The 25332-nt window shown below is 66.5% G+C and carries 21 protein-coding genes; 10 read left to right on the plus strand and 11 right to left on the minus strand.

Annotated elements, in window-relative coordinates; genetic code table 11:
- Window positions 1–52: 52 nt before the first annotated feature.
- The 4 genes from NQV17_RS13070 to NQV17_RS13085 form a co-directional block, all read right to left on the minus strand.
- Complete coding sequence (locus NQV17_RS13070) at window positions 53–1387, minus strand: type II toxin-antitoxin system HipA family toxin (RefSeq protein WP_257772594.1); 1335 nt, start codon at window positions 1385–1387, stop codon at window positions 53–55.
- Between the two features lie 2 nt (window positions 1388–1389).
- Window positions 1390–1812 (minus strand): helix-turn-helix transcriptional regulator, encoded by a 423-nt coding sequence (locus tag NQV17_RS13075; RefSeq protein WP_257772595.1) that lies wholly within the window; start codon window positions 1810–1812, stop codon window positions 1390–1392.
- A gap of 178 nt (window positions 1813–1990) precedes the next feature.
- Window positions 1991–3124 (minus strand): bifunctional 3,4-dihydroxy-2-butanone-4-phosphate synthase/GTP cyclohydrolase II, encoded by a 1134-nt coding sequence (gene ribBA / locus NQV17_RS13080; RefSeq protein ID WP_257772596.1) that lies wholly within the window; start codon window positions 3122–3124, stop codon window positions 1991–1993.
- Window positions 3121–4059, minus strand: coding sequence for an alpha/beta hydrolase (locus tag NQV17_RS13085; protein ID WP_257772597.1), 939 nt, complete (start codon window positions 4057–4059; stop codon window positions 3121–3123). The genes ribBA and NQV17_RS13085 overlap by 4 nt, the downstream gene beginning before the upstream one ends.
- Window positions 4060–4340: 281 nt before the next feature.
- On the opposite strand from NQV17_RS13085, the gene NQV17_RS13090 reads away from it, so the two are divergent.
- The 9 genes from NQV17_RS13090 to NQV17_RS13130 all read left to right on the plus strand — a co-directional run bounded on the left by NQV17_RS13090 (window position 4341) and on the right by NQV17_RS13130 (window position 15123).
- Window positions 4341–5531 carry a helix-turn-helix transcriptional regulator gene (locus tag NQV17_RS13090; RefSeq protein WP_044843154.1) on the plus strand — a complete coding sequence of 397 codons (1191 nt, stop codon included), beginning with the start codon at window positions 4341–4343 and terminating at the stop codon, window positions 5529–5531.
- 335 nt (window positions 5532–5866) lie between these two features.
- Window positions 5867–6877 (plus strand): DNA-binding protein, encoded by a 1011-nt coding sequence (locus tag NQV17_RS13095; RefSeq protein ID WP_257772598.1) that lies wholly within the window; start codon window positions 5867–5869, stop codon window positions 6875–6877.
- 123 nt (window positions 6878–7000) lie between these two features.
- Complete coding sequence (locus NQV17_RS13100; RefSeq protein WP_257772599.1) at window positions 7001–7621, plus strand: TetR/AcrR family transcriptional regulator; 621 nt, start codon at window positions 7001–7003, stop codon at window positions 7619–7621.
- Window positions 7622–7826: 205 nt separating this feature from the next.
- Entirely contained in the window at window positions 7827–8870 is a 1044-nt protein-coding gene (locus NQV17_RS13105) for an NADP-dependent oxidoreductase (protein ID WP_124519462.1), read from the plus strand.
- 94 nt (window positions 8871–8964) lie between these two features.
- The gene (locus NQV17_RS13110) at window positions 8965–9264 is read left to right on the plus strand and encodes a putative quinol monooxygenase (RefSeq protein WP_257772600.1); all 300 of its coding nucleotides are present in this window, start codon (window positions 8965–8967) and stop codon (window positions 9262–9264) included.
- Window positions 9265–9404: 140 nt separating this feature from the next.
- The gene (locus NQV17_RS13115; protein ID WP_257772601.1) at window positions 9405–9860 is read left to right on the plus strand and encodes a (2Fe-2S)-binding protein; all 456 of its coding nucleotides are present in this window, start codon (window positions 9405–9407) and stop codon (window positions 9858–9860) included.
- 84 nt (window positions 9861–9944) lie between these two features.
- Window positions 9945–12164 carry a xanthine dehydrogenase family protein molybdopterin-binding subunit gene (locus tag NQV17_RS13120; RefSeq protein WP_257772602.1) on the plus strand — a complete coding sequence of 740 codons (2220 nt, stop codon included), beginning with the start codon at window positions 9945–9947 and terminating at the stop codon, window positions 12162–12164.
- 16 nt (window positions 12165–12180) lie between these two features.
- Window positions 12181–13509, plus strand: a complete 1329-nt coding sequence (locus NQV17_RS13125; RefSeq protein WP_374692705.1) for a cytochrome c — start codon at window positions 12181–12183, stop codon at window positions 13507–13509.
- Window positions 13510–13677: 168 nt separating this feature from the next.
- Window positions 13678–15123, plus strand: a complete 1446-nt coding sequence (locus tag NQV17_RS13130) for an NAD-dependent succinate-semialdehyde dehydrogenase (RefSeq protein ID WP_257772603.1) — start codon at window positions 13678–13680, stop codon at window positions 15121–15123.
- Window positions 15124–15262: 139 nt separating this feature from the next.
- Here the strand turns inward: NQV17_RS13130 and NQV17_RS13135 are convergent, their stop codons facing one another.
- The 7 genes from NQV17_RS13135 to NQV17_RS13165 all read right to left on the minus strand — a co-directional run bounded on the left by NQV17_RS13135 (window position 15263) and on the right by NQV17_RS13165 (window position 24404).
- Entirely contained in the window at window positions 15263–16132 is an 870-nt protein-coding gene (locus tag NQV17_RS13135) for a 4Fe-4S dicluster domain-containing protein (protein ID WP_257772604.1), read from the minus strand.
- A gap of 10 nt (window positions 16133–16142) precedes the next feature.
- Entirely contained in the window at window positions 16143–19121 is a 2979-nt protein-coding gene (locus tag NQV17_RS13140) for a molybdopterin-dependent oxidoreductase (RefSeq protein WP_257772605.1), read from the minus strand.
- Between the two features lie 54 nt (window positions 19122–19175).
- Window positions 19176–19913, minus strand: coding sequence for an OmpW family protein (locus NQV17_RS13145; RefSeq protein WP_059492797.1), 738 nt, complete (start codon window positions 19911–19913; stop codon window positions 19176–19178).
- A 115-nt stretch (window positions 19914–20028) separates the two neighbouring features.
- A complete protein-coding gene (locus NQV17_RS13150; RefSeq protein ID WP_257772606.1) occupies window positions 20029–22023 on the minus strand; it encodes an acyl-CoA synthetase in 1995 nt (664 codons plus the stop codon).
- Window positions 22020–22976 carry a fumarylacetoacetate hydrolase family protein gene (locus tag NQV17_RS13155; RefSeq protein ID WP_257772607.1) on the minus strand — a complete coding sequence of 319 codons (957 nt, stop codon included), beginning with the start codon at window positions 22974–22976 and terminating at the stop codon, window positions 22020–22022. Before NQV17_RS13155 ends, NQV17_RS13150 begins: the two co-directional genes overlap by 4 nt.
- A 36-nt stretch (window positions 22977–23012) precedes the next feature.
- Window positions 23013–24083 carry a VOC family protein gene (locus NQV17_RS13160; protein WP_257772608.1) on the minus strand — a complete coding sequence of 357 codons (1071 nt, stop codon included), beginning with the start codon at window positions 24081–24083 and terminating at the stop codon, window positions 23013–23015.
- A 12-nt stretch (window positions 24084–24095) separates the two neighbouring features.
- A complete protein-coding gene (locus NQV17_RS13165) occupies window positions 24096–24404 on the minus strand; it encodes a hypothetical protein (protein WP_257772609.1) in 309 nt (102 codons plus the stop codon).
- A 148-nt stretch (window positions 24405–24552) separates the two neighbouring features.
- Here NQV17_RS13165 and NQV17_RS13170 point away from each other — a divergent pair, with 148 nt between their 5' ends.
- Complete coding sequence (locus tag NQV17_RS13170) at window positions 24553–25302, plus strand: TetR/AcrR family transcriptional regulator (protein ID WP_257772610.1); 750 nt, start codon at window positions 24553–24555, stop codon at window positions 25300–25302.
- Window positions 25303–25332 lie beyond the last annotated feature (30 nt).

Consider the following 25332-nt stretch of genomic DNA (forward strand, 5'->3'; position numbering starts at 1 on the left):
GCCCGCCGCCCGCACCGCCTAGTCGGCCGCACCGCCTAGTCGGCCGCACCGCCTAGTCGGCCGCGCCCAGCTTGCGCGCCTGGCGGCGCATCCCGTCGAAGATCGCATCGGCCACGTCTGACGGGAAATCCGCCGGAATGCGCGACGCGACGCCGGCGATCACCGGTTCGGTGCGTGCCGCCACATCGGCCATGGCCGCGCGTACGGCGTCTTCGGTCAGACCGACACGCGCGCCTTGCGCGATCCAGTGACGCGGCTGGATGTCGCCGATCACGTAATGGCGATTCTTCCCGCACACGGCCATCGCGAGCCGGGCGCGCCGCGGCGGCAGCTGGTTGCGGCGCGTGCCGATGATCGGATGCGCGGACAGCACGTCGTACAGCGGCGTGCTGCGATACGTGTTGCCGGGCAGGTGCGCGATGCTGAAATTCTTCGCGTGGCCGTCGATGGCCGCGAGCACCCAGAACACGAGCTGCGTGACGAAGAAGTTCGTCCGGTCCCGCGCGGCCTCGGCGGAATTCGCGAGGATGCCCATGATCGTCGCGATGCCGGGGCCGCCGTCGGATTCGTATTTGGCGCCCGACGGCGTGCCGGTCGCCTGGCACATGTCCTCCTGCGGCAGCCGCAGGATCCAGGTGCCGTCGCGGGACGGACGGCGGTCGAAACGCTCGACGATCAGCGCCTTCTGGTCGTCGAACCGGCCGATGTCGCACGCGGCGACCGGCAGGCCGTACGCGGCGACGATCTTCGAACACAGCCATTCGTTCTCGACCGACGTGCGCATGTCGGCCTGCATGTTCCCGACGCGCCCCAGCGGCAGCTTGAAGATATGCGTGGTCGGCGTGCTGCCCGCCGGCAGCAGCCAGCGATTGCCGTCGCGCAATAGCGCGGTCTTTTCCTGCGCGCCGGCGATCGACAGGCGCAGCTCGCCGTCCGGCTCCGCGTGGCCGGGCAGCGGCGCGGCGGTCGCGTGGCGCAGCACGTCGGCCACGGCCGCATCGTCGAGCGCGGTGCCGTCGATCGATTCGAGGTCGACCGGTGCTTCGTCCGGGGGCAACAACTGCAGCGCCCCGACGCAATCGCGGCCGATCGACGCGAGCAGTTCGAACGGCGCCGTCGACCCGAGCCGGTAGCGCTGCGCGATGCGGCGGCGGATCGGCTGGCTGTCCGGCAGCAGGTTGTCGAAGTAGTCGGCGACGATCGCGCCCTGGTGCGGCTGGTTGCCCGGCGTGAACGGCAGCGACAGCGACAGCGGACGGCCTTGCGGATCGTCGACCCACGCCGGCAGGTAGACGAGGCGCTCGACGCCGCGCCGGACTTCCCAGTAGCCGACCGGGATGCCGTTCATCCACAGGTCGAGGCGGTCGTGGCGGGGGCGGCGGGCCATCGTCACCAGTCCTCCCGTGTGGTGCCCCGAGGCTTGCCGGGCGTGGCGGCGGCAGGCCGTTTCCGCGTGGCGGCGGATGGGGCCTTCGCAGCGGTCGGCGGGCGAACCGGCAGATCGGACGAGCCAGACGAACCGGACGAGCGACCGCGCGCGGCCGGCGTGCGCTTGGGCGCCGGCGCGGTGCCAGCGGGCGCTGCTGCGTCGTCCGGCGTGCCCGGCTCGAGCGCCAGGCGAACGCCGAGCACGTTCAGCACCTTGAAAAGACGTTCGATACTGACCGCGGACGGATTGGCCTCGAGCTGCGCGTACGACTGTTGCGTCACGCCGAGGCGGGCAGCGAGCTGCGCCTGCGTGAACCCCGCCGACTTCCGGAAGCCGACGAGGATCGGGCGCAACTGGCTCAAGGTCTGGACAGGGAATGCCATGGACTCTCCGCGCAATGACAGGCGATCGTTTGTAATCGAAAAATACAGTCTATGGTATGTATCGTCAAAATACAAACCCGAGACTGTATTTCATAAAAACAAACGATAGCCTGTCAAGCGGAAACCCGTGGGGGCGGTGCCAGGACGCGCGGCACGCGCCCGTCAGTCCGTCAGTCCGTCAGCCCGGCATCACGCCGCCCGCAGCGGGCTCGCATCGGCGGCGCGCGCTTTCCGGATCGTCGTCGCCGAGCGGAATGAACGCCATGATTTCCAGGTCGTGCCCCGACAGCGCCGGCAGCCGGAACGGACTCGACAGCACGTTCAGCCGCCGCACGCCGAGGTCACGCAGGATCTGCGAGCCGATTCCCGTCACGCGGCCGTCGCGGCGTGCGTGGCCGGCCGGCGTTCGCATCGCGTCGCCGCGCATGTCGCAGTCGAGCAGCACCGCGACGCCGCAACCGGCCGCATCGATCCGCTGCAGCGCCGCGTGCAGCGGCCACGAATGCGCGGACGGTTCCGCGTCGAGCAGGTCGAGCAGCGAATGGCATTCATGCACGCGCGTCAGCACGGGTGTCGACGGATCGGGCTCGCCGCGCACCAGCGCAAGATGCGGCGCACCGTGCACGGTGTCGCGATACTCGATCGCGCGGAACCGGCCCCACGGCGTATGCAGCGGCCGTTCGCCGACACGCTCGACGAGCGATTCGTGCTCGCGGCGGTAATGGATCAGGTCCGCGATCGTGCCGATCTTCAGCCCGTGATGCGCGGCGAACGTCCGCAGTTCGGGCAGCCGCGCCATCGTGCCGTCGTCGTTCATCACCTCGCAGATCACCGACGCGGGCGTGAGCCCGGCGAGCGCCGCGAGATCGCAGCCGGCCTCCGTGTGTCCCGCGCGCACCAGCACGCCGCCCGGGCGCGCGGCGATCGGAAACACGTGGCCGGGCTGCACGAGATCGTCGGGACGCGCGCCCGCGCGCACCGCCGCGCGGATCGTTCGCGCGCGATCGGCCGCGGAAATGCCGGTCGTCACGCCTTCGGCCGCCTCGATGCTGACGGTGAACGCGGTACCGAATGGCGTGCCGTTGCGCTCGGCCATCGGCGGCAGACGCAGTTGCTCGCAGCGCTCCGCGGTCAGCGTCAGGCAGATCAGCCCGCGCCCGAAGCGCGCCATGAAGTTGATCGCGTCGGGCGTCACGTGATCGGCCGCGATCACGAGGTCGCCTTCGTTTTCGCGGTCCTCCTCGTCGACGAGCAGGACCATCCGCCCCGCACGCAGCTCGTCGACGATTTCCGGCGTACTGGCGAGCGTCATTGCGCCTCCGTCGCGTCGAAGGCGCGGCGCAGCGCGTCGGCGCCGAAGGTCAGCACGCGATCGGCCGCGTCGAGCGCGCCGAGCATGCTCGCGAAGCCGTGCAGCTGGCCCGGCCAGCGCACGAGCGAGACCGGCGTGCCGGCCTGCGCGAGACGCAGTGCGTACGCTTCGGCCTCGTCGCGCAACGGATCGAATTCCGCGCTGACGATGGTGGCCGGCGCCGCGCCCGACAGGTCCGCCACGGCGAGCGGGCTCGCGAGCGGCGATGCGCGGTCGGCGCCGTCGTCGAAATACTGGCGCTTGAACCAGCGCATCGCGTCCGCCGTCAGGAAATAGCCTTCGCCGAGCGATTCGTACGACGGATGCTCGGTCGCGCAATCGACGACCGGATACAGCAGCAACTGGTGCGCGATCGCGATGCCCGAGCCGCGCAACTGCAGCGCGGCGACCGCGGCCAGGTTGCCGCCCGCGCTGTCGCCGGCCACGGCGATCGCACCGGTGCGCGCGCCGAGATCGCGCGCACCGGCGGCGGCCCAGCGCACCGCGTCGCAAGCGTCCTGCGCGGCTGCCGGGAAGCGCGCTTCGGGCGCGAGCCGGTAATCGACCGACAGCACGAGCGTGCGCGCCCGCCTGGCAAGACTGCGGCACAGGTTCGCGTGCGAATCGATGCCGCACGCGACGAAGCCGCCGCCGTGGAAAAACACGGTCAGCGGCAACGGCCCGTCGGCATCGGGCCGATACAGTCGTGCGGACAACTGACGACCCGGCGCCGGGATTTGCCAGTCCTCTTCGGCGGCAATCGCGTCGCCGGGCGCGAACGCGCTGCCTCCGGCGAGGCTCGCACGGTACGCGGGCACGGTCAGTCGATCGAAATCGATCGCGGGCACTTGGGCGAGCGCGGCGAGCAGCGCCTGCGCCTGAGGGTCGAGCGGCATTGGAACTCCTGTCTGAATCGGATGCGGTCTGAATCAGGTAAACCCGCGTCGCGGTTTTCCCTGAGCCCGCGCCGGACGCTTGCCGGCACGGCCTGACGGGCATTCCAGCGCAGCGGGCAGGGCGCCACATCATCCGATTGGACGATGGTTCGCGCGTCCGGATGGCCAAAGCTCACCATTCAGTGAATGTCCCGATGACGCCGGAATTAAGACACGTCTTAATCATGGCGGCGCGGATGAATCGCACCGAACACAAGTTGCATGGAGGATGGAGCGTGCTGATGGAGACGAGATGGGCCCCGCAAGAGAGCCAGTCAACGAGCGAGGAGGCCGACATCGGCGTCGCTGATTTCAGCGAGCTGATGGCGCGCATCTACCAGGGGCCGATGGAAACGCCGCCGTGGGCCGGCGCGCTCGAGATGGTTCGCCGGCTGCTGCAGGCCAGCTACGTGACGCTGATCCTGCGCGCGGCGGCGAGCGACCGTCGCGCACCGCTGTCCGTGCATGCATCGGAGTTCGGCCCGGTCGTGCCGGGGGACGGCGAGGCGTCGTACAACAACTACTACTATTCGCTCGACCCGTTCGTCGGCCTGCCGGCCGATCGCGTGGTCACGGTCGACGACGTGTTCGGCGACACGGGCTGGCTGTCGAGCGAACTGTACAAGCAGTTCCTGAAGCCGCAGGACGTGCGCTACATCCTCGGCGCGGACCTGCGCACGCCGTCGGGCGTCGAGTGCCGGTTCCGCGTGTGCCGCAATCATGCGTCGAAGCAGTTCTCCGCGCGCGACAAGGCGATCTGCGCGCTGCTGCTGCCGCACCTGAAGCGGGCGGTCGAACTGCATTCGCGGCTCGACACGGCCGAGGTCGAGCGGTCGATCTATGCCAACGCGATCAACCGGATGCAGATCGGCACGATCACGCTCGACGAGAACGGCACGATCATCGACATGAACGGCGTCGCCGACGAGATCCTGAAGCAGAACAACGGTCTGACGATTGCGCGCGGCACGATCGAGGCGACCGATGCGCAGGAGAACCGCACGCTCAAGCGGCTGATCCGCCACGCGGTGATGGGGCACCACGGCACGGCCGCGGCGATCGTCGAGGCGATGCCGATCACGCGCGGCTTCGACAAGCCGCGCCTCGGGCTGCTGGTGCGCACCGTGCTGCTGTCCGACTGGTCGGAGGACAACAAGCGCCGGCCGGCCGTCACGCTGTTCCTGCGCGACCCCGACCGCAAGCCGCAGGGCGCGCAGGAAATCATCCGCAAGCTGTTCGACCTGACACCCGCCGAGACGTCGCTCGCGCTGCTGCTGACGAACGGGCTGACGCTCGAGGAGGCGGCGGAGGAATCGGGGATCAGCAAGAACACCGCGCGCACGCACCTGCGCGCGATCTTCTCGAAGACGGGCGTGACGCGCCAGGCGACACTCGTGCGAATCCTGCTCGGGAGCGTGGTGCCGCTGGGTTGATCGGGGCGGCACGTCGTGCCGTAAGCCGCCGCGTCGGTAGCGAGCGCATTGGTCTGCCGCTACGTCGACTGCGGTCGACGTCGGTGTGACGACGATTACGACGTCATAAACAAGAGGCTCGCGCGGTGCGAGCCTCTTTCGTTTCTACCCTCCGCAGCGGTGAAAGGACGCACTACGCCTATGGCAACAGCGAGGCGGGAAGCCATGTTCAGAAATGACAACGCTCGCCGTTAAAAACTCAACATTATAGAAATAATGTCAAATAATAGGCGCAGAGAAATTGGATATTTAACGGTTTACGTTATATTATTAACGAAACTACGACTCAAACCGTCATGTCCGACCTCGTTGCCGACGAATCCCGCCTGATCGCCGAAATCGACCGCCTGAGGGCCGATTTCCCGAAGACCCGCGAGCTCTATCGCGAGGTCTGCGCGTTGATGTTCTTCCGTTTCGGCGTCACGCCCACCGCGAACCGCCTTTACCAGCTCGTGCGCAAGGGCAGCATGAGCACGCCGACGGCGGTGCTCGGCGAGTTCTGGGCCGAGTTGCGGGAAAAGAGCCGGGTGCGCATCGAGCATCCGGATCTGCCGGCCGATCTGCAGGCGGCAGCGGGCGAGCTCGTCGCCGCGTTGTGGCGCCGCTCGAGTACCGACGCCGCCGCAGCGCTCGATGCACTGCGCGCCGAAGTCGAAGCCGAGCGGGCCGCGGCGAAAGCGGAGGTCGCGGCATTGCAAGCCGACCTGTCCCGCACCGAAACCGCGCTGGAGCACCGCACGAGCGCGTTGCTGGCGGCCCAGGTGCGCATCCAGGAACTCGAGCAGGCGAGGGCGGCCGACGAAGCATCGCGCCGCGCGCTGCAAGCGGAAATCGAGCGGCTAAAATCCGACAACGCGGACGCCGATCGCGCGCTGGCGCAGGCGCGCGCCGATTTCACGTCGCAACTCGAGCGGCTGCGCGACGACGCGGGCCGGGCCGAAGAACGCTTGCGTGCAGCGGAGAGGCGAGCGCTTCAGGAGATCGACCGCGAACGGCTCGCGGCCGCGCGCGTTCAGAAGGAATTCGACGCGGCCACGGCTCGCGCCGAACAGCGCGATACGCAGCACCGCAAGGATCTCGCGGCACTGCAGGCGCAACTGGCCGACACGCAACACCGCTGCGGCATGCTCGAAGGCCAGCTCGACGGGGCCCGCGCGGCCAATGCCGCGTACGTCGGCGAACTCGACGCATTGCGTGCCGAACGGGCGTCACGCCCCCCCGCGCGCCGGGCGCCGGGTCGACCGGCGGGCGGCACCCTGCGTGCGGCGAAACCGGTCGCGAGGAAGCGCGTCCCGAAACCCGCGTGACGTGGGCGCCACGGTGCGGCGACGACGTGTCCGCGACGCGGTGCGATTCGGGTAAAGTGCCGCTCAACTTGCCGGCTCGACGTTACTAGACGACCGGTCTAATCGTTGCTAAGATACGCCATCATGAATGCATCTTCAGGCGCGGAAGTCCGCCAGCACATCCTGAATATCGCGAAGCCGATCATGCTCCACAAGGGGTTTTCGGCGGTCGGTCTGAACGAGATTCTCGCCGCGGCGGGCATCCCGAAGGGCTCGTTCTACCATTACTTCGGTTCGAAGGAGGCGTTCGGCGAGGCGCTGCTCGAATCGTATTTCGAAGGCTATCTCGAGCACCTCGACAACCTGCTCAAGCACCCGGCCGGCTCGGGCGCGCAGCGCCTGATGACGTACTGGGGCAACTGGCTGCGCACGCAGTGCGCAGACGATCCGGAAGGCAAGTGCCTCGCGGTGAAGCTCGGCGCGGAAGTGTCCGATTTGTCGGAGGCGATGCGCGCGGTCCTGCGGCGCGGCACCGGCCAGATCATCGAGCGACTCGCGGGCGGGATCGAGGCCGGGTTGGCCGACGGTTCGCTGGGCGGCGTCGACGATCCGGCGCATACGGCCGCGATCCTTTACGAGCTGTGGCTGGGCGCGACGCTGCTGGAGAAGATTCACCGCGACCGCAAACCGCTCGAACGCGCGATGCTCGAAACACGGCGGATGCTGAACCTGCCGTCCTTCGAGCCCGACGGAGTGCAGTCGTAATGTGGGCGCGCGCAGGCGCGCCTTGTTTTTTGCGTGAGTGCTAGACGACTGGTCTACTTAGGCTGAAATCACATTGTTTTACCCGCGAGGCGGCGGCCCCGCCGCCGGATGATTCGCCGGCAAGGCCGCAGCCTCGCGCATCACGGTTGTCCAACGTTGATCCGATCGTGCCCGTGCACGTCCCTTCCTGTTGACGGAGGTTCCCATGCCGCAAGGCAAGGCAGCAAACCGCAGAATCATCCTGAACGCGCGCCCGGTCGGCGCGCCCACCCCGAACGACTTTCGTCTCGAAACCGGCGACGTACCGGTGCCCGGCGCCGGCCAGGTGCTGCTGCGCACGATCTGGCTGTCGCTCGACCCGTACATGCGCGGCCGGATGAGCGACGCGCCGTCGTATGCGCCGCCGGTCGAACTCGGCGACGTGATGGTCGGCGGCACGGTCAGCCGTGTCGTGGCGTCGAACCTGCCCGCGTATCGTGAAGGCGACCTGGTCGTCGCGCGCGGTGGCTGGCAGGACTATTCGCTGTCGGACGGCAGCGGTCTCATTCCGCTCGGCCGCGACTTCGCGCATCCGTCGCATGCGCTCGGCGTGCTCGGCATGCCGGGGTTCACCGCGTACACCGGGCTGCTGAAGATCGGCGAACCGAAGGCCGGCGAAACCGTGGTCGTCGCCGCCGCGAGCGGGGCGGTCGGTGCGGTGGTCGGCCAGATCGCGAAGCTGAAGGGCTGCCGCGTGATCGGCGTCGCGGGCGGCGCCGACAAGGTCGCGTACGTGAAGGGCACGCTCGGCTTCGACGATTGCGTCGATCACCGCGATCCGCAATTCGCCGCCCGGCTGAAGGAAGCCTGTCCGAAGGGTATCGACGTCTATTTCGAGAACGTCGGCGGCGCCGTGTTCGATGCGGTGTGGCCGCTGCTCAACGAGCATGCGCGCGTGCCGGTGTGCGGGCTGATCGCCCATTACAACGACACCGCGTTGCCGGCCGGCCCCGATCGCCTGCCGTTGCTGATGGGGACGATCCTGCGCAAGCGCATCCGGATGCAGGGCTTCATCATTTTCGATCATTACGCGACGGGCTACGCGCAGTTCCTGACGGAGATGAGCGAGTGGCTCGCGCAGGGCAAGGTGAAGGCGCTCGAGGATGTCATCCCCGATCTCGCCGATGCGCCGAATGCGCTGATTGGTTTGCTCGCCGGCAAGAATTTCGGCAAGGTCGTCGTGCGCGTGGGTCCGGACGAACTGGCCTGACACCGGCGCAAGACGACACACGACGATTGCACGCTGGCGTCGCGAGACGCCGGCTTGTGGCATGCTCGATTCCGTTTCGAAAGGAGTGACAAAGATGACGCTTCACGTGATTGCTTCCCTGTTCCTGAAACCCGAACACGCGCAGGCCGCCGAGGCCGAATTGCGCAGCATGGTCGCCAAGACGCGCGTCGAGCCGGGCAACCGGCGCTACGACCTGTTCCGCGAGCAGGACGGTTCGCCGAACCTGCACCTGTACGAGATCTACGACGACCAGGCCGCGTTCGACGCGCACCTCGCCAGCCCGCACTTCACGGAATTTCGCGTGAAGTCGGCCGACTGGTTCGCGGCGCCGCCCGTCATCAAGGTGCTGTCGGGCATCGACGTGGCCGAGTAACGACGCGGCACCGTCGTCGCGGCTCGCTCCGCCCGGGCCGCGCGGCAACCGTCACGCATGACGCGACGGCAATGACAACGACAACGCGGCGTAGCGCATCGTTCGCGCCGCTTCCCCAATACACCGGCCCCGGAGTCTGAATGGTCACCCTCAACATCAACGGCGAGAACCGCACGGTCGACGCGCCCGACGACATGCCCCTGCTATGGGTCCTGCGCGACGTCGTCGGCCTGACCGGCACGAAATTCGGCTGCGGGATCGCGCAATGCGGCGCGTGCACCGTGCATCTCGACGGGTTCGCCGCACGCGCATGCGTACTGCCGGTCGCGGCCGTCGCGGGCCGCAAGATCACGACGATCGAAGCCGTCGGCGCGACGCCGGCCGGGCAGAAGGTCCAGCAGGCGTGGCGCGAGCTGGACGTCGTCCAGTGCGGCTACTGCCAGTCCGGGCAGGTGATGGCGGCCACCGCGCTGATCGCATCGAACCCGAACCCGAGCGACGCCGACATCGACGCGGCGATGGCCGGCAACATCTGCCGCTGCGGTACCTACAACCGGATTCGCGCGGCGGTCAAACACGCCGCGAAGGGGATATGAGATGAAACAGCCCCCACGCTCACTTTGTTCGCTGCCCCCCGAGGGGGCGGTCAGCCTCCTTGAGGCGGCTCTGCGGAGGCTGACATGTCGCGAGGACTGATCGAAGCGGGTCGGGCCGGCGCGGGCGTGTCGCGCCGCTCGTTTCTCAAGGCGGGCATGTCGCTCGGCGCGGCGGCGGGCGGCGGCCTGCTGCTCGGCTTCAGCATGCCGGCGGCGGGCGATGAGGCACGGCGCTCGGTGATCGGCGGCGATGCGGACGAACGCGCGCGCGCCGGCGTATTCGCGCCGAACGCGTTCGTGCAGATCGACCGCGCCGGCAAGGTCACGCTGGTGATGCCGAAGGTCGAAATGGGCCAGGGTGTCTACACGGCGCTGCCGATGCTGATCGCCGAGGAACTCGAGGTGCCGCTGTCGAACGTCACGCTCGACCATGCGCCCCCGAACGAGAAGCTGTTCCTCGATCCGCTGCTCGGCGGCCAACTGACGGGCGGCTCGACGTCGGTGCGGTACGCGTGGGAACCGCTGCGCCGCGCGGGCGCGACCGCACGCACGCTGCTGGTTTCGGCGGCGGCGAAGCAATGGAACGTGGATCCGGCCAACTGCCGGGCGGCGAACGGCGAAGTGCAGCACACGCCGAGCGGCCGGCGCGTATCGTACGGCCAGCTCGCGGATGCCGCGTCGAAGCTGCCGGTGCCGAAGGACGTCGCGCTGAAGCAGCCGGCCGATTTCAAGCTGATCGGCAAGCCGGTGAAGCGGCTCGACTCGCCGGAGAAGGTCGACGGCACCGCGCAGTTCGGGCTCGACGTGCGCGTGCCCGGCATGCTGTATGCGGTGATCGTGAACAGCCCGGTGTTCGGCGGCACGGTCGCGAGCGTCGACGACACGGCCGCGAAGAAGATTCCGGGCGTGCGCCAAGTCGTGCGCGCGGACAACGCGGTCGCGGTGGTCGGCGATCACACGTGGGCCGCGAAGCGCGGCGCGTCGGCGCTCGTCGTGAAGTGGAACGAAGGCGCGGGCGCGAAGGTGTCGACGAAGGACATCGTCGCCGATCTCGCGCAGGCCGCAGCGAATGGCAAGGGTGCGGTCGCGCGCAAGGACGGCGACGTCGGCCGCGCGTTCGCGAACGCGAAGACGCGCATCGATGCCGTCTACGAACAGCCGCTCCTTGCGCACGCAACGATGGAGCCGGTGAACTGCACGGTGCACGTGCGCGGCGACGGCTGCGAGATCTGGGTCGGCACGCAGGTGCCGACGCGGGCGGTCGACACCGTGCAGAAGCTCACAGGTCTCGCGCCCGACCGGATCGTCGTGCACAACCACCTGCTCGGCGGCGGTTTCGGCCGACGGCTCGAAACGGACATGATCGGCCAGGCCGTGAAGATCGCGAAGCAGGTCAACGCGCCGGTGAAGGTCGTGTGGACGCGCGAGGAAGACATCCAGCACGACATGTATCGCCCGTACTACTACGACCGGATCTCGGCCGGCCTCGACGCGAACGGCAAGCCGGTCGCATGGCAGCACCGGATCGTCGGTTCGTCGATCCTCGCGCGCTTCGCACCGCCGGCCTTCAAGGACGGCGTCGATCCCGACGCGGTCGAGGTTGCCAACGACCTGCCGTACGACCTGCCGAACCAGTTGATCGACTACGTGCGCCAGGAACCGCGCCACGTGCCGACCGCGTTCTGGCGCGGCGTCGGGCCGACCCGCAGCACGTTCGTCGTCGAGAGCTTCATCGACGAACTCGCCGCGCAGGCCAAGACCGATCCCGTCCAGTACCGCCGCGCGCTGCTCGACAAGACGCCGCGTGCGCGCAACGTGCTCGATGTCGCGACGAAGGCGGCCGGCTGGGGCACGCCGCTGCCGAAGGGGCAAGGGCGCGGCGTATCGGTGATGCACGCGTTCGGCAGCTTCTTCTCGATCGTCATCGACGTCGCGGTGGAAGGCGGCGAAGTGCAGGTCAAGCGTGTCGTGTGCGCGGTCGACTGCGGGATGGCCGTGAATCCGAGCACGATCGAGGCGCAGGTGCAGGGCGGCATCATCTTCGGGATCACGGGCGCGCTGTATGGCGAGATCACGATCGAGGACGGCCGCGTCGTGCAGAGCAACTTCACCGACTACCGGGTGATGCGCATCAACGAGACGCCGCCGATCGAGGTTCATCTCGTCAAAAGCGCCGAGGCGCCGGGCGGAATCGGCGAGCCGGGCACCGCGGCGACCGCGGCTGCCGTGTCGAACGCGATCTTCGCGGCGACCGGCACGCGGCTGCGCAAGCTGCCGGTCGGCAACCAGCTGAAGACGGCTTGAGGGGAGGACACGAACCATGCGAAACCTCACCTCGAATCGTCCGAACCGCCTGAGTCGCGCCGCTCGCACGTTCGGCACGTCGTTGATCGCGCTGTCCGCGCTGATGGCCGGCACGGCGGCGCACGCCGCGCAAGCGGCGGCCGCCGACAGCGCGCTGGTCGCACGCGGCGCGTATCTCGCGAAGGCCGGCGATTGCGTCGCGTGCCACACCGCGCCGCGCGGCACGCCGTTCGCCGGCGGCCTGAAGATGGTCACGCCGATGGGCGCGATCTACACGACCAACATCACGCCCGACCCGGACACGGGCATCGGCGGCTATACGGAAGCCGATTTTGCGAACGCGTTGCGCAAGGGCGTCGCGAAGGACGGTCACAACCTGTATCCGGCGATGCCGTATCCGTCGTACGCGAAGCTGAAGGACGACGACGTGAAGGCGCTGTACGCGTACTTCATGCACGGCGTCGAGCCGGTGAAGCAGGCGAACCGGGCGTCCGACATCCCGTGGCCGCTCAACATGCGCTGGCCGCTCGCGTTGTGGAACATGGTGTTCCTCGATACGACGCCTTATGCCGACAAGCCGGCCAAGGATGCGATGTGGAACCGCGGCGCATATCTCGTGCAGGGGCTCGGGCACTGCGGATCGTGCCATACGCCGCGCGGTGTCGGCTTCCAGGAGAAGGCGCTGGACGAGGGCGGTTCGGCGTTCCTGTCGGGCGCGCCGATCGACAACTGGTTCGCGTCGAACCTGACCGGCGAGCACAATACCGGGCTGGGCCGCTGGAGCGATGCGGATATCGCGCAATTCCTGAAGACCGGCGCGAACCGGCATGCGACCGCGTTCGGCTCGATGGTCAGCGTGATCAACCACAGCACGCAGGAACTGACCGACGACGATCTGGCGGCGATGTCCCGCTACCTGAAATCGCTGCCGGCAGCGGGCGGCACGGGCGCGCCGCCTTACCGTTATGAGCCGAAGGCGACGCAGGTCGTGTTGGGCCGGCCGGCGAACGATCCGGGCGCAAAGGTGTATAACGCTTACTGCCTGCATTGTCATGGCGCGGACGGCCGCGGCTACGCGCCGCTGCTCGCGCCGCTCGCCGGCAACCCGAACGTGCTCGAGGCCGATGCCGCGTCGCTGATCAACGTGACGTTGAACGGCAGCGAGTCGCTCGTGATCGGTGGCGTGCCGTCCGCGTACCCGATGCCGGCGTTCGCGAACCAGCTGAACGACCAGCAGATCGCCGACGTGCTGACGTTCATGCGCGCCGGCTGGAACAACGGCGCGCCGGCCGTGCAGGCGACGGAGGTCGCGAAACTCCGCAAGGCGACGGCGGCCGCGCGCTGACCGCTCAGCGCGACCGACCGTGGCGAATGACGGCGGGCATGCGTGCCGCGCGCCCGTCGTCGAACATTGCCGGGTGCGGGGCGCCCGGTGGCGCAGCGCTTTCTGTCAACCGGCGTGCGGCCGTTCGCGGCCGCGCGCGTTTTATCGACGTAAAACTGGGGTGTCTGGATGGCTAACGTGACTTATACGGATACGCAACTGCTGATCGACGGCGAGTGGGTCGACGCCGCGAGCGGCAAGACGATCGACGTCGTGAACCCGGCGACGGGCAAGGCGATCGGCAAGGTGGCCCACGCGGGCATCGCCGATCTCGATCGCGCGCTGGCCGCGGCACAGCGCGGTTTCGAAGCATGGCGCAAGGTGCCCGCGCACGAGCGTGCGGCGACGATGCGCAAGGCCGCCGCGCTGGTGCGCGAGCGCGCCGACACGATCGCGCAGCTGATGACGCAGGAGCAGGGCAAGCCGCTGACGGAAGCGCGTGTGGAAGTGCTGTCGGCCGCCGACATCATCGAATGGTTCGCGGACGAAGGCCGCCGCGTGTATGGCCGGATCGTGCCGCCGCGCAATCTCGGCGCGCAGCAGACCGTCGTGAAGGAGCCGGTCGGACCGGTCGCGGCGTTCACGCCGTGGAATTTCCCGGTCAACCAGGTCGTGCGCAAGCTGAGCGCCGCGCTGGCGACCGGCTGTTCGTTCCTCGTGAAGGCGCCGGAAGAAACCCCGGCATCGCCGGCCGCGCTGCTGCGCGCGTTCGTCGACGCGGGCGTGCCGGCCGGTGTGGTCGGTCTCGTGTACGGCGATCCGGCGGAAATCTCGTCGTACCTGATTCCGCATCCGGTGATCCGCAAGGTGACTTTCACGGGCTCGACGCCGGTCGGCAAGCAACTCGCGGCGCTCGCGGGCCAGCACATGAAGCGCGCGACGATGGAGCTGGGCGGCCACGCGCCGGTGATCGTCGCCGAGGACGCGGACGTCGCGCTGGCGGTGAAGGCCGCCGGTGGCGCGAAGTTCCGCAACGCGGGCCAGGTGTGCATCTCGCCGACGCGCTTCCTCGTGCACAACAGCATCCGCGACGAATTCACGCGTGCGCTGGTCGCGCATGCGCAGGGGCTGAAGGTCGGCAACGGCCTCGAGGAAGGCACGACGCTCGGCGCGCTGGCGAACCCGCGCCGGCTGACCGCGATGGCGTCGGTCGTCGAGAACGCGCGCAAGGTCGGCGCGCGCATCGAGACCGGCGGCGAACGGATCGGCTCGGAAGGCAACTTCTTCGCGCCGACCGTGATCGCGAACGTGCCGCTCGAAGCGGACGTGTTCAACAACGAGCCGTTCGGCCCGGTCGCGGCGATCCGCGGTTTCGACAAGCTCGAGGACGCGATCGCCGAAGCCAATCGTCTGCCGTTCGGGCTGGCCGGCTATGCGTTCACGCGTTCGTTCGCGAACGTGCACCTGCTGACGCAGCGCCTTGAAGTCGGGATGCTGTGGATCAACCAGCCGGCGACGCCCTGGCCGGAAATGCCGTTCGGCGGCGTGAAGGATTCGGGCTACGGGTCGGAAGGCGGGCCGGAAGCGCTGGAGCCGTATCTCGTCACGAAGTCGGTGACGGTGATGGCGGTCTGACGACCGGGTGGTCGCGTGCGTGCCTCCGTTTGGGCGGTGCGCATGCGGCATGGCGTTGGCGAAGGCCGGGTGTTCTGCCCGGCCTTGTTTTTTCTGATTCGCTCACCGTCGGTAACCGCAGCGTCCAGTTTCGCCCGGATCATGAGCACTCGATCGCCACGGTGTTGGTCGACCGGCTGAGCCTGATCTCGCCCAGGTAGGCGCTGTCGCCCAATCTGCACTCGCGCCAGGCATTGCCGCGGGCATGCCGGATTTGGACTCGGTAGAGGCCGCTGCCCCTGGCCAGGCCGTCGAACCGGAAATCGCCGAAGCCGTCCGAGACGGTTTCGGCTACCTGCCGATTACCTGCATACAAGACGACGACCGCATCCGTGACACACTCGACCACGTCTCCTGCCTCGGCACTGACACTTCCGCCGACGAAGCACGTTTCCCAACGCTCGAGGCCGCTATACCACACGCGGGGCTTCGTTCTCAGGTTGGGTCGCAATACCTTGAGTCCCTCACGCCTGGCCTTCTCGGCCATCGCCGTGTCATCGAGCTTGACCGTCTCGAAGACATCGGTGGGGCACGACTGCTGACAACGCGGGCGGGACCAGCCCTGGTCGAGCAAATGCGCATCGAAGATCCAGATCTGCGGCAGTTGCAGTTCTTCGTTCCAGACGATCGCCTTGTAAGGGCACGCCTTGACGATGTCCTTTCGGCCTCGCGCCTTGTCCGGATCGATGATGACGATGCCGTCGGCGCGCTTGCGAATGGCGCTGCCGCCCACACGCATGCAGGGCGCGTCGTCGCAGTGGTTGCACATGACCGGCAAGTAAGTGGTCTCGATCATGTGCGAAGCACCCTGTACACGACGCAGGATGCGGATGGGGCTCTCGGCACTGGCCGAGGCGGGTGCCGTATAGCCGGGGAAGTCATTGCCGACGTGCTCGTCTCGCGCGGCGATCACACAGTTCTGGCAGTTCTCGCAACGGCCGACGTTGATGATCAGGTTCCACTTGCTCATTTGAAATTCCTCACGCTGCGCGACCGAGCATGAATGCCTCGGCACCGCGCCATTTCTCGACCTGCACCAGGCAGGAATTCGGGCTCATGCTGCTGGTGCCGGCGGTCTGCGGCCGATCGGGGGTCAGCATGTTCATGCAGCCGCCGATCTCGACTTGCTCGCCATCGATTTCGATCAGCTGAAATTCAGCGCTCGCCTCGTAGGATTTCACCACTCCGGCGTTCACCAGGGGCGAGACATCGGCCGCACAGATCACGGCGCCGCGGTCGTTGTGTACTTTGACGAGATCGCGATGGGCAATGCGTCGAGCCGCAGCGTCAGCCGGATTGAGTCTCAGGAGCCAGAACCGGTGCCCCGCGATCAGCGCGCGGTGATCGTCGATGCCGTTCACGGCAGAATTCTTGCCGTCGCAATGGGTATGGAAGCTGTAGCGGCTGTGGGTGGCGATCAGTTGCAGCGGGTAGCGCCGGGCCAGGTCCGATCGCATCCCCTCCCAGGAGGGGATATATCGGTTGAGCGGTGGGCGCTCCGGATTGTCCGCGGTGTGCCGCTTCAGCAACTCGGGCACGAACTCCAGCTTGCCGCTCGGCGTCTGCAGGCCCTTGCCGAACCGCTCCGAGAACTGTGACGGCAGCGGATGAGGTTCCGGCAGGTCCTTCTTCCTGTCTTCCGCATACCAACGCATGTCCACGGGATGGCGCAGTTCGGGCTTTTCGGGCGGCACGACGAAATAGCCCTTGCGGCAAAATTCGCGCCACGAAATGTGATCGGGCAGATCCGACGAGTCGAAGACGCGCTTGACCCAGTCGAGATCTCCGCAGCCTTCGGTGAAAATGCCACCCAGGCCCAACCGGGTCAGGATGGCAGTGAAAATGTCGTAGTCGGAGCGGGACTCGCCCAGGGGTTCGATGCACTTGTGCTGCAGCGTCAGCATGCGATGGTTGACCGTGCCATACCCGTGGTGGGCGTAGCCGCCCGAATTCGCCCATTCTCCGATGTCCCAGCGCTCCAGCGAAGTGCACGCGGGCAGGATGATGTCGGCGAACTGGGCTTCGCCTTCCATCCAGATCGACTGATTGACGACGAACTCGATGCTCGAGTGCCGGTAGGCCTGCGTCCAGCGTCCGGAATTCGTCACGGTACTGAACGCGGATCCGCCGTAGCGATAGATCATGTGGATCGGCGAATAGCCGGGCATCGGGTACGTGAACGGCGCAAACTGGGCTTCCTGGGACATGCCGTCCCAGAGATAACCGGTGGCGTGACCGTTGAGAATCGCATCGGGCATCTGCTGTCGCGGCACCATTTGCTTGACGGGATTCATGGTCAGGATATGCGGCATGCGCTGGTAGTTGTCCACCGCATTGGCGGTCCACGCCAGGTCGCCCGAAATGCCGCCGTCCGCGTAGCCGGGGAAGTAGAACTGGAGGTCGTGCGGGACGCCGATTTCGAGGCAGCCGAAATTCACCCCCGGCTTGCCCCAGCCCTGCATGGACATCATCATGATCATGCAGCGCGCCCATTGCGCGCCGGTCGCCCCGCGGCCCGCGCCGCCGAATCCCGCGCCGGTCATCCCGACGGCGAGATGCACCTTCTTCTTCCCCCACAGGCGCGCAAGCGCACGGGCGTCCTTGGCCGGCACGCCGGTCTCGCTTTCCTGCCACTCGGGTGTCTTGGGAGTACCGTCGGTTTCGCCCAGCAGGTAGGCTTTCCAATCGTCGAAACCGGTCGTGCGCGTCGCGACGTAATCCTTGTCGTAGAGGCCCTCCACGGTCCAGACGTACATGATGGCGGTCGCCAGCGCGGCATCGGTTTGCGGCCGGATCGGGATCCAGCGGCCGCCCAGCAGCTGTGCGGTGGGATTGCAGTGCGGGTCGATGTGAACGAACTCGATGCCGAGCTCCTTGGCCCACAGGCGGCGCGGGGTTCCCTCGAATCCGGCGTAGGCCCCGTTGGTACTTTCGGGGTCGCAGGACCAGAAGACGATCATTTCGGCCTCCTTGAGACCGTCCTCGAGGCCGCCGTAGCCGGCGGGCACGCCGACACGCATCGAGTTGCCGAAATGATGCATCGCGCCCCAGTACCAGCCTTCCCAGCTGTCCGGATTCGCGGCGACCCGGGTGAAGCCGATCAGGTTGGCGAAGCGCGTCAGCGCGCTGAGGTAGTAGCCGACGTTGCCCCACTGGTGGTGGGACGACATCGGGAACGTGATGGAACCGGGGCCGTGAACACGCTTCTGCCGGTTGATCTCCTTGGCGACGATGTCCAGGGCCTCGTCCCAGCTGATACGCACATAGCCGGACTTGCCCCGGTTCTGCGGATTGCGCTCGCCGTCCGGGTCGAAGTCGACCCGTTTCATCGGGTGAAGGATGCGCTTGTCGGAGTAGACCAGCGACTTGAGGGTCAACGCGTGGGGCGCGACCAGTCCGCGCCGTGGCGGGCTGAAGCGGCGTCCGCGTGCCTCGATCACCCAGCTTGACGCATCCGTATCGTCCAGCTCGATGGGCGTCACGCGGACGATGCGGCCATCCTTGACGTAGACGAACAGGGGCCCGCCATTGGTACAGGTGGTGTAGCGTCGGGTGCCGTCGCGCATGGGCGTGCCCATCGTCAGGCCGACCGTGCGCATCATGCTCAGGGTCTGCATGAGCCAAACCAGCAGTTCGTCCTCGCCCTCGGTGACCACCTTGAAGTTCTTGGCGGCGTGGACGATCTCGCCCTGGTCCGGGTTCGGGGAAAGGAACTTCAGGGCGGTGGCGACGTCCTTGAAGGCCATGCGTACATCGGGCCGCGGATGCTTGCCGGCGCGCGACCGAATGCGGCCATTCCTGAACTCGATGGCGCGACCGATGCTTTGATCCATGAGCCCGATCCACGCGACGAGATTGCGCTCCTTGAGGCGATCGCGGTAGGCGGGGAAGCGGCGCGCCGTCAGGTCCAGAACCTTGGGCAATGCAAAAAGAATGGTCTTGAGAGCCTGTCGTTTCATCGTTCGATCCAAAGTGTTGCTTCCATGCGGGGGGCTGGCATCGGGACGCACCCGCTAGAACGTATAAGCGACGTTCAGGAAAACGTTGACGGGATTGAGTCGGAGCGTCGATGTGGAAACGATCTGCGTGCCGGTCGCGGTCTGTCCGTATAACGTGAGGTGGGTCTTCACCGGCATGTAGCCGACGGAAGCACCGACCGACCAATGTTTGGTCATCGCGTAACTCGCCCCGAGCTCGAACACCGGGTTCCATGATGAACTGAGTGTCGCGCGCGCCGAGCCGCCCGGCCCGAAGCTGTCGGTGACGAACTGGCGATTGGTCGCCCGAACCTGGGTGAACCACGTGTAGTTGACGCCAAGTCCTACGTACGGACGGAATTTCGATTCAGCTGAAAACAGGTGATATCGAAGTTCGATGGCGGGCGGCATCGGCCTTGTCGTGCCGAGGGTTCCGTACTTCTGCAACGTCCCGTCACCGACCAGATTGACTGTCAGTGGCAGTCCGAACAGCATGGCGACACCAATGTTGTCGGTGACGTAGTACTCGGTGGTGATGCCCATCGTATCCGTCGAGCTGGCATGCGCCCCGGTACCAGCCATCTGCTGATTCACCGTTGCGCCGCCGACACTTTGCACGGTCAGGGGCGTCGCGTCGCCCTGGGGCGCGACGTGCAGCCATCCAACCGAAGTAGTGATGCTTCCGGCCGTCTGCGCATCTGCGTTGTCGGCAAGTGCAGCCGTGCAGATGCAAACCATCGCACCTGCGAAACTCGTCGTTCGCCTCAATTTCATTTTGCGTCTCCTCTGTCTCGGTCCGATTAAAGAACTACAGTTGCTTTGGATACCTTATTGATAGTGACAAGCCGCTCTCGGAATTTGTGTTGTCGCGGCTAGTCGCGCGCCTCCGTCACCGCAGATGTGTTGCTGCCGGACCGGACGAGCGAATGGGTTCCGCTGCGAACGAGATCGAGAACGCAAACGGAAAACGCCCCAGCACGAAGCGCGCGGCAGTCTCGAGCCCGGGATCGCTCAGCTCGACCGAGACCGACATTCCGCCGGAATCACTGGTCGAGACGTCGACTGATGCGCCTGGCGCTCCGCCCTGGTCCAATGCCGCGCGGAGTGCGTCGCTCGTCTCGCGGCGCTTGAGTTCCGGTTTGAATATCTTGCCGACGCCGGTGAGCGGGATCGCTTCGACGATTCGGACGTGCTTGGGCAGGGCGGCGCGTTCCGCAATCTCCTGCTGAATGAACACTTCCAGATCGCGTTCGGTCGCGGTCATGCCCGGCTTGAGCTGAACATACGCGACCGGCAACTCGCCGGCATAGGCATCGGGGCGACCGATCGCCGCTGCGATCTGGACCGCCGGGTGTCGATGCAGCGGTTCCTCGATCGTCGCCGGGTCGATATTGTGTCCGCCCCGGATGATCAACTCCTTCTTGCGGCCGGTCAGCCAGAAGTAACCGTCGATGTCGCAGCGGCCGAGGTCGCCCGTGTTGAGCCAGCGCTTGCCGTCGCCGAGATCGAGCCACAGGGCCTCGTTCTGGTCGGCACGCGTGTAGCCGGTGAACACGTTCGGCCCGGAGATGAGGAGCAACCCCTCTTCGTTGGCTGCGCAGTCGCGCAGATACCGTCCCGCATCGTCCACGACGACCGCCTTCATCGCCTGGAAGGGGATGCGAAGCCCGATTGATCCCAGCCGACGCTCGCCGTTCGGCGGGTTGACGCTGCTCACGCACGTTCCTTCGGTCAGGCCGTAACCTTCGAGAATCCGGATGCCCGTTTTTTCCTGGAAGGCCCTGAAGACGCCGACCGGCATCGGCGCGGCACCGCACAAGCCGTATTCGAGCGAGTCGATGACATGATCGTCGGCAGGAATGTCGAGCAGCGAAGCATAAAGCGTCGGGACGCCGCTGAAGAAATTGATGCGATGATGTTCGACGATTTCCCAGAAGCGTTTGACGACGCCGTCGCCCCGGTAACCCTGCGGTGTGCCGAGCACGACATGGGCACCGCGCGAGAATGGCAGGAGGCCGGTCACCATCGCGGCGTTGACGTGAAAGAGCGGCAAGCCGCAAAAAGTCGTTTTGCCGGGGCCGATACTGTCGCCGAAGAACCGGCCGGCGCTCCAGGCATTCGCGACTTCGTTGCCGTGACTGCGCATCGCGATTTTCGGCAACCCGGTGGTTCCGCCGGTACAGAAGTAAGAGGACATGTCGCCGGGTCGAATGCGGCGCGCATTGTCGAGCGCCATACCGGATTCCTGCGCGATTGCCGTACCGAAGTCGTGGATCTGGATGTGCGCAGGCACGGCGCTGCGCAAACCGCCAGCGCCGTACAACTGCGCACACGCGTCGTGCTGGAGCGTGCGTGCCGCCGACTGCGCCATGCCCCGCACGCGATCGGCCAGGTTGACCAGCACGAGATGCCGCAGCGGCTCGACCTCATGAAGGATGTCCGCGACTTTTTGCCAGAGATCAGTCCCGGGAAATGGCGCGAGCGTCACGAGCACGCTGGCGCCGGCGGCTTTGAGCAGCTGACCGATCGCTTCGCCTTCAAGCAGCGGATTGATCGCGCATACGATGCCGGTCGCCTGTCCGCCCCAGATCACGAAATGCGTTTCGGGCAGATTGGGCAGCACATAAGCGATCACCGACTGCGAATTCACACCGAGGCGCGCGAACATGTTGGCCGTGCGCGTGATGTCACGGACCAGCTCGCGATAGGTCCAGCACTCGGCGTCGCGGTGCGCGTCGGCGGTCATGAAAAAGGAGAGGGCGGGGGCGGACGGATCGATGGCCGCACCGGCGCAGATCATCTCGTACGTGCTGGCCGGAAGGTCCGGCGGAAGGCCCGGCGCTTCGATCGCCAGCACGTCGTCTAGGGTTGCGATGCCGTTCATGCTGCTTCGTCCACGATCTCGTTACGTTGCACGCCCAGGTCGATCGATCCGTCGCGGCTCGCGATCCGGGCTTCGACGATGTCTCCGGCCTTCAGATACTGCGCGCGCCCCGCCTGCACCTTCATGAACATCTTCCATTTGACGGATTCGGGGAAAAGCGCGACGGCTCGCTGCTTGAGCGGCGACGGGATGCTGAGTGCGCAACCGGCCGGCGTGCCGGTCGCGAGCAGGTCGCCGGCGTGAAGGTCGTGCACGCCGGACAACTCGGTCAACGTTTCCGACGGACCGTAGACGAGGTTCGATGTCGAGTCCTGCTGGCGCACCGCGCCGTTGACGGTCAACGTCAGGTCGAGCGTCTTCAGCTTCGGGAAGTCATGCCGCTCGAGCAGGCACAGATAGGGGCCGACCGGGCCGAACGTCCGGAAGCTCTTGCCCTTGTAGAACTGCATCTGCGGGATCTGGACATCGCGCGCGGAATAGTCGTTGACGATCACGGTGCCGGCGACATAGTCGTGCAGGTTCGCATCCGTGATCTGCTGATGAGACGTGATGTCGCGTTTGAGGATGAGGCCGAGCTCGATTTCGTAGTCGAGAAACCGGACGTGCCGGGGTTTCACGACTCGTGAGTCGGCGGCGACGATGCAACTCGTCGCTTTCGTGAAGATCATGTTGAACTTTTTCGCGTCCGGATCCATGCCGGATTCGATCATGTGCCGACGATAATTCGCCCCCTGGCAGACGAATTGCTGGTTGGCGGTCACCGGTGGCAGCCACTCCACGTCCGACTCCGGAATCGTCGCTCCGTCGAGCGAGACGAGTCGTTCAACCGGATTCGCCGCGAGAAAGCTCGCGGTTGTCTCGAAGTCGCCGGGAATCGGCGTGATGGCGCCGTTGGCGACCACGCCCCATTGGGCGCGGCCATGATGCCGGAAGTGCAGGACATGCAGTGACATGAATGATCTCTCGTGAGTCGAATGGGCGGTTGGGGATCAGGCGAACAGCTTCGCCAGGGTCAGCAGCTTGCTGACCGTCAGATCGGGACTGCGGCGCAGGTTGCGGAACAGCGCCGCGAGGCTCGACGGCGTGAGCCGGGGCTTCGTGAAGCTGCGCGGCATCGTCGGGCCCCACTGCGCCATCGCTTCGCGGCTGACCGCGTGTACGCCCGTCGGCTCGTCGGCCGTGAACAGGTCGCCGTCGCAATAGTGTTCGTGCTTGTCGCCCCACGGGTCCTGCCAATAGTCGAAGATCTGGCTGCCGAGAATGTGCCGGCCGATGCCCCACGCGTGTGCCCAACCGTTGTCCCGGAGCGTGCGCTGGCCCATGCCGACGGCATCGGCGTCGACCAGTTCGTACGCGCTGTGGCTATAAGTCGGCACGAACCCCTGGGCGAGCGCGAGCGTATGGTGGTCGGCCGGCCGGTCGCCGAGATCGAGCCGCATGAAGGCAACCGCGGGTGAGCCGTCCGGCAGCACCTGGACATCGCTGGGGATGAACCCGAAATGTCGCGTGTACCACGCGCAGGTTTCCTGGTAGTCGGCGAGTTCGAGCACGACGTGTCCGAGCCGAATGACCTCGGGCGCGCTCGCCGGCGGCCGCTGCGTTTCGTTGATCCGCAACGGCGTGTCGACCGAGTTGAATGAAAGCGCGGCACGGTGCGGCAACGTGTCGGCCCGGGTCTGGCCGGCAATCGCGTCGACCCGAAAACCCGACGGATCGGCGAGCCGCACCCGGAGGCCGCCGCCTGGCCAATCCGATGCCTCGATCTCCGACGCGCCAGGGATTTTGGCGAGCGCCTCGAGATCGGCACGACTGTCGACCTGCAATCCGAAGCCTACGAAGCGGGCCTTCGGCGCGTGGCGAACGACATAACAGAAGTGTGCGCTGCCGGTTCCGCGCAGCAGCAATTGCGTGTCATCCCGCAGCACCGTTCGGAGTCCGAAGTCGTTGAGAAAGTGCTCTGCCTCGTCGAGATCGGGGCGATCGAAGATCAGATAGGCGAGCGCCGATGCCTTCGTCGTGGGGTGCGGGTGGCGAGCCGGTTGTGGGGTGGTCAGTTTCATGGCGGATGACAATCAGGCAGGTCGAATGACAATTGCGAAGGCGGGCGCCGTCGCATCGAGGGGCTTGCCGCGCAACGGCGGGCATGCAATCTCACCGTCGCAGGACATCACTGGCCGGACCACGAATGTCGCGAGGTCGCTCGTCGATTTCGCATGGGAGCGGCGCGCCTCGTCGCCGGTGCCGTGACTGGCCGAAAAATGGCCCGATGCGGCGCCGACCGGCGTGAATCCTGCGATCAATGCGCCGAGCATCGAAGGCAGCCCGCACTTCGGCGACGCGTGCGAGCAGTTGTGAATGGACGCGCTGGCGCCCGTGTGCATGTGTGTCTCCACCGTATCTCCATTCGTCGTTCGATCGGTCTTGAGGCCGTGTTCTGCCGTCCTTGATGACATTAAAATCATAGATGATGACTTTGTCAATGTAGACGTTTGAATCTATACTTGGGCACGAACAAGGATCGAAAACGTCATGACGAATACACCGAGCCGCCGCACACCAAAGCGCTCCGCTCCGGAAGCATCCAGTCCCGCGGTCGCCGAAGAGCGCGAGCCGCGTGGCGCGCGCCGCAAGCGGGAGACCCGCGCCCGCCTGCTGGATGCCGCGCTCAGACTGATGGCCGAGAAGGGCATGGAAGGCGTTGCCATCAACGAAATCACCGAGGCCGCCGACGTCGGCTTCGGCTCGTTCTACAACCACTTCGAATCGAAGGAGGCGATCTACGCGACCCTCGTGGAATCGGTATTCGAGGAGTTCGCGGATTCGCTCGACCGCGTGGCCAGCGGCTTGTCCGACCCGGCGGAAATCATTTCCGTCTCGGTGCGACATACGCTGATGCGCGCGCGGCGCGAGCCGGTGTGGGGACACTTCCTGATACGCGAGGGTTTTTCGGCGCGCGTCCTGACGCTTGGCCTGGGTCAACGCCTGCTGCGGGACATGGAGCGCGGTATCGCCGAGAAGCGCTTCGATGTCGCCGACCCATTCGTCGGCTTCCTTTCGGTCGGCGGTACGGTGCTGACCGCGATTGCCGCCGAACTCAACTTCGTCGCGCCGGGCGCGCCGGCAGCCGGTGTCCTGAAGGAGCTCGGCTTCAGCGGAGAGCATTTTCCGGAACGCACGGCGGCGACGCTGCTGCATACGCTGGGGCTCAAGCGTGCGGAAGCCGAGAAGATCGCAAGCCGGCCGCTGCCCGTTGTGGATACGGCCGAGACGGCACAGTGACGCAACGGGGTGACGCAGGCGGCCGCCAAG

It is taken from the genome of Burkholderia sp. SCN-KJ (assembly GCF_024656005.1).
GTDB lineage: Bacteria > Pseudomonadota > Gammaproteobacteria > Burkholderiales > Burkholderiaceae > Burkholderia.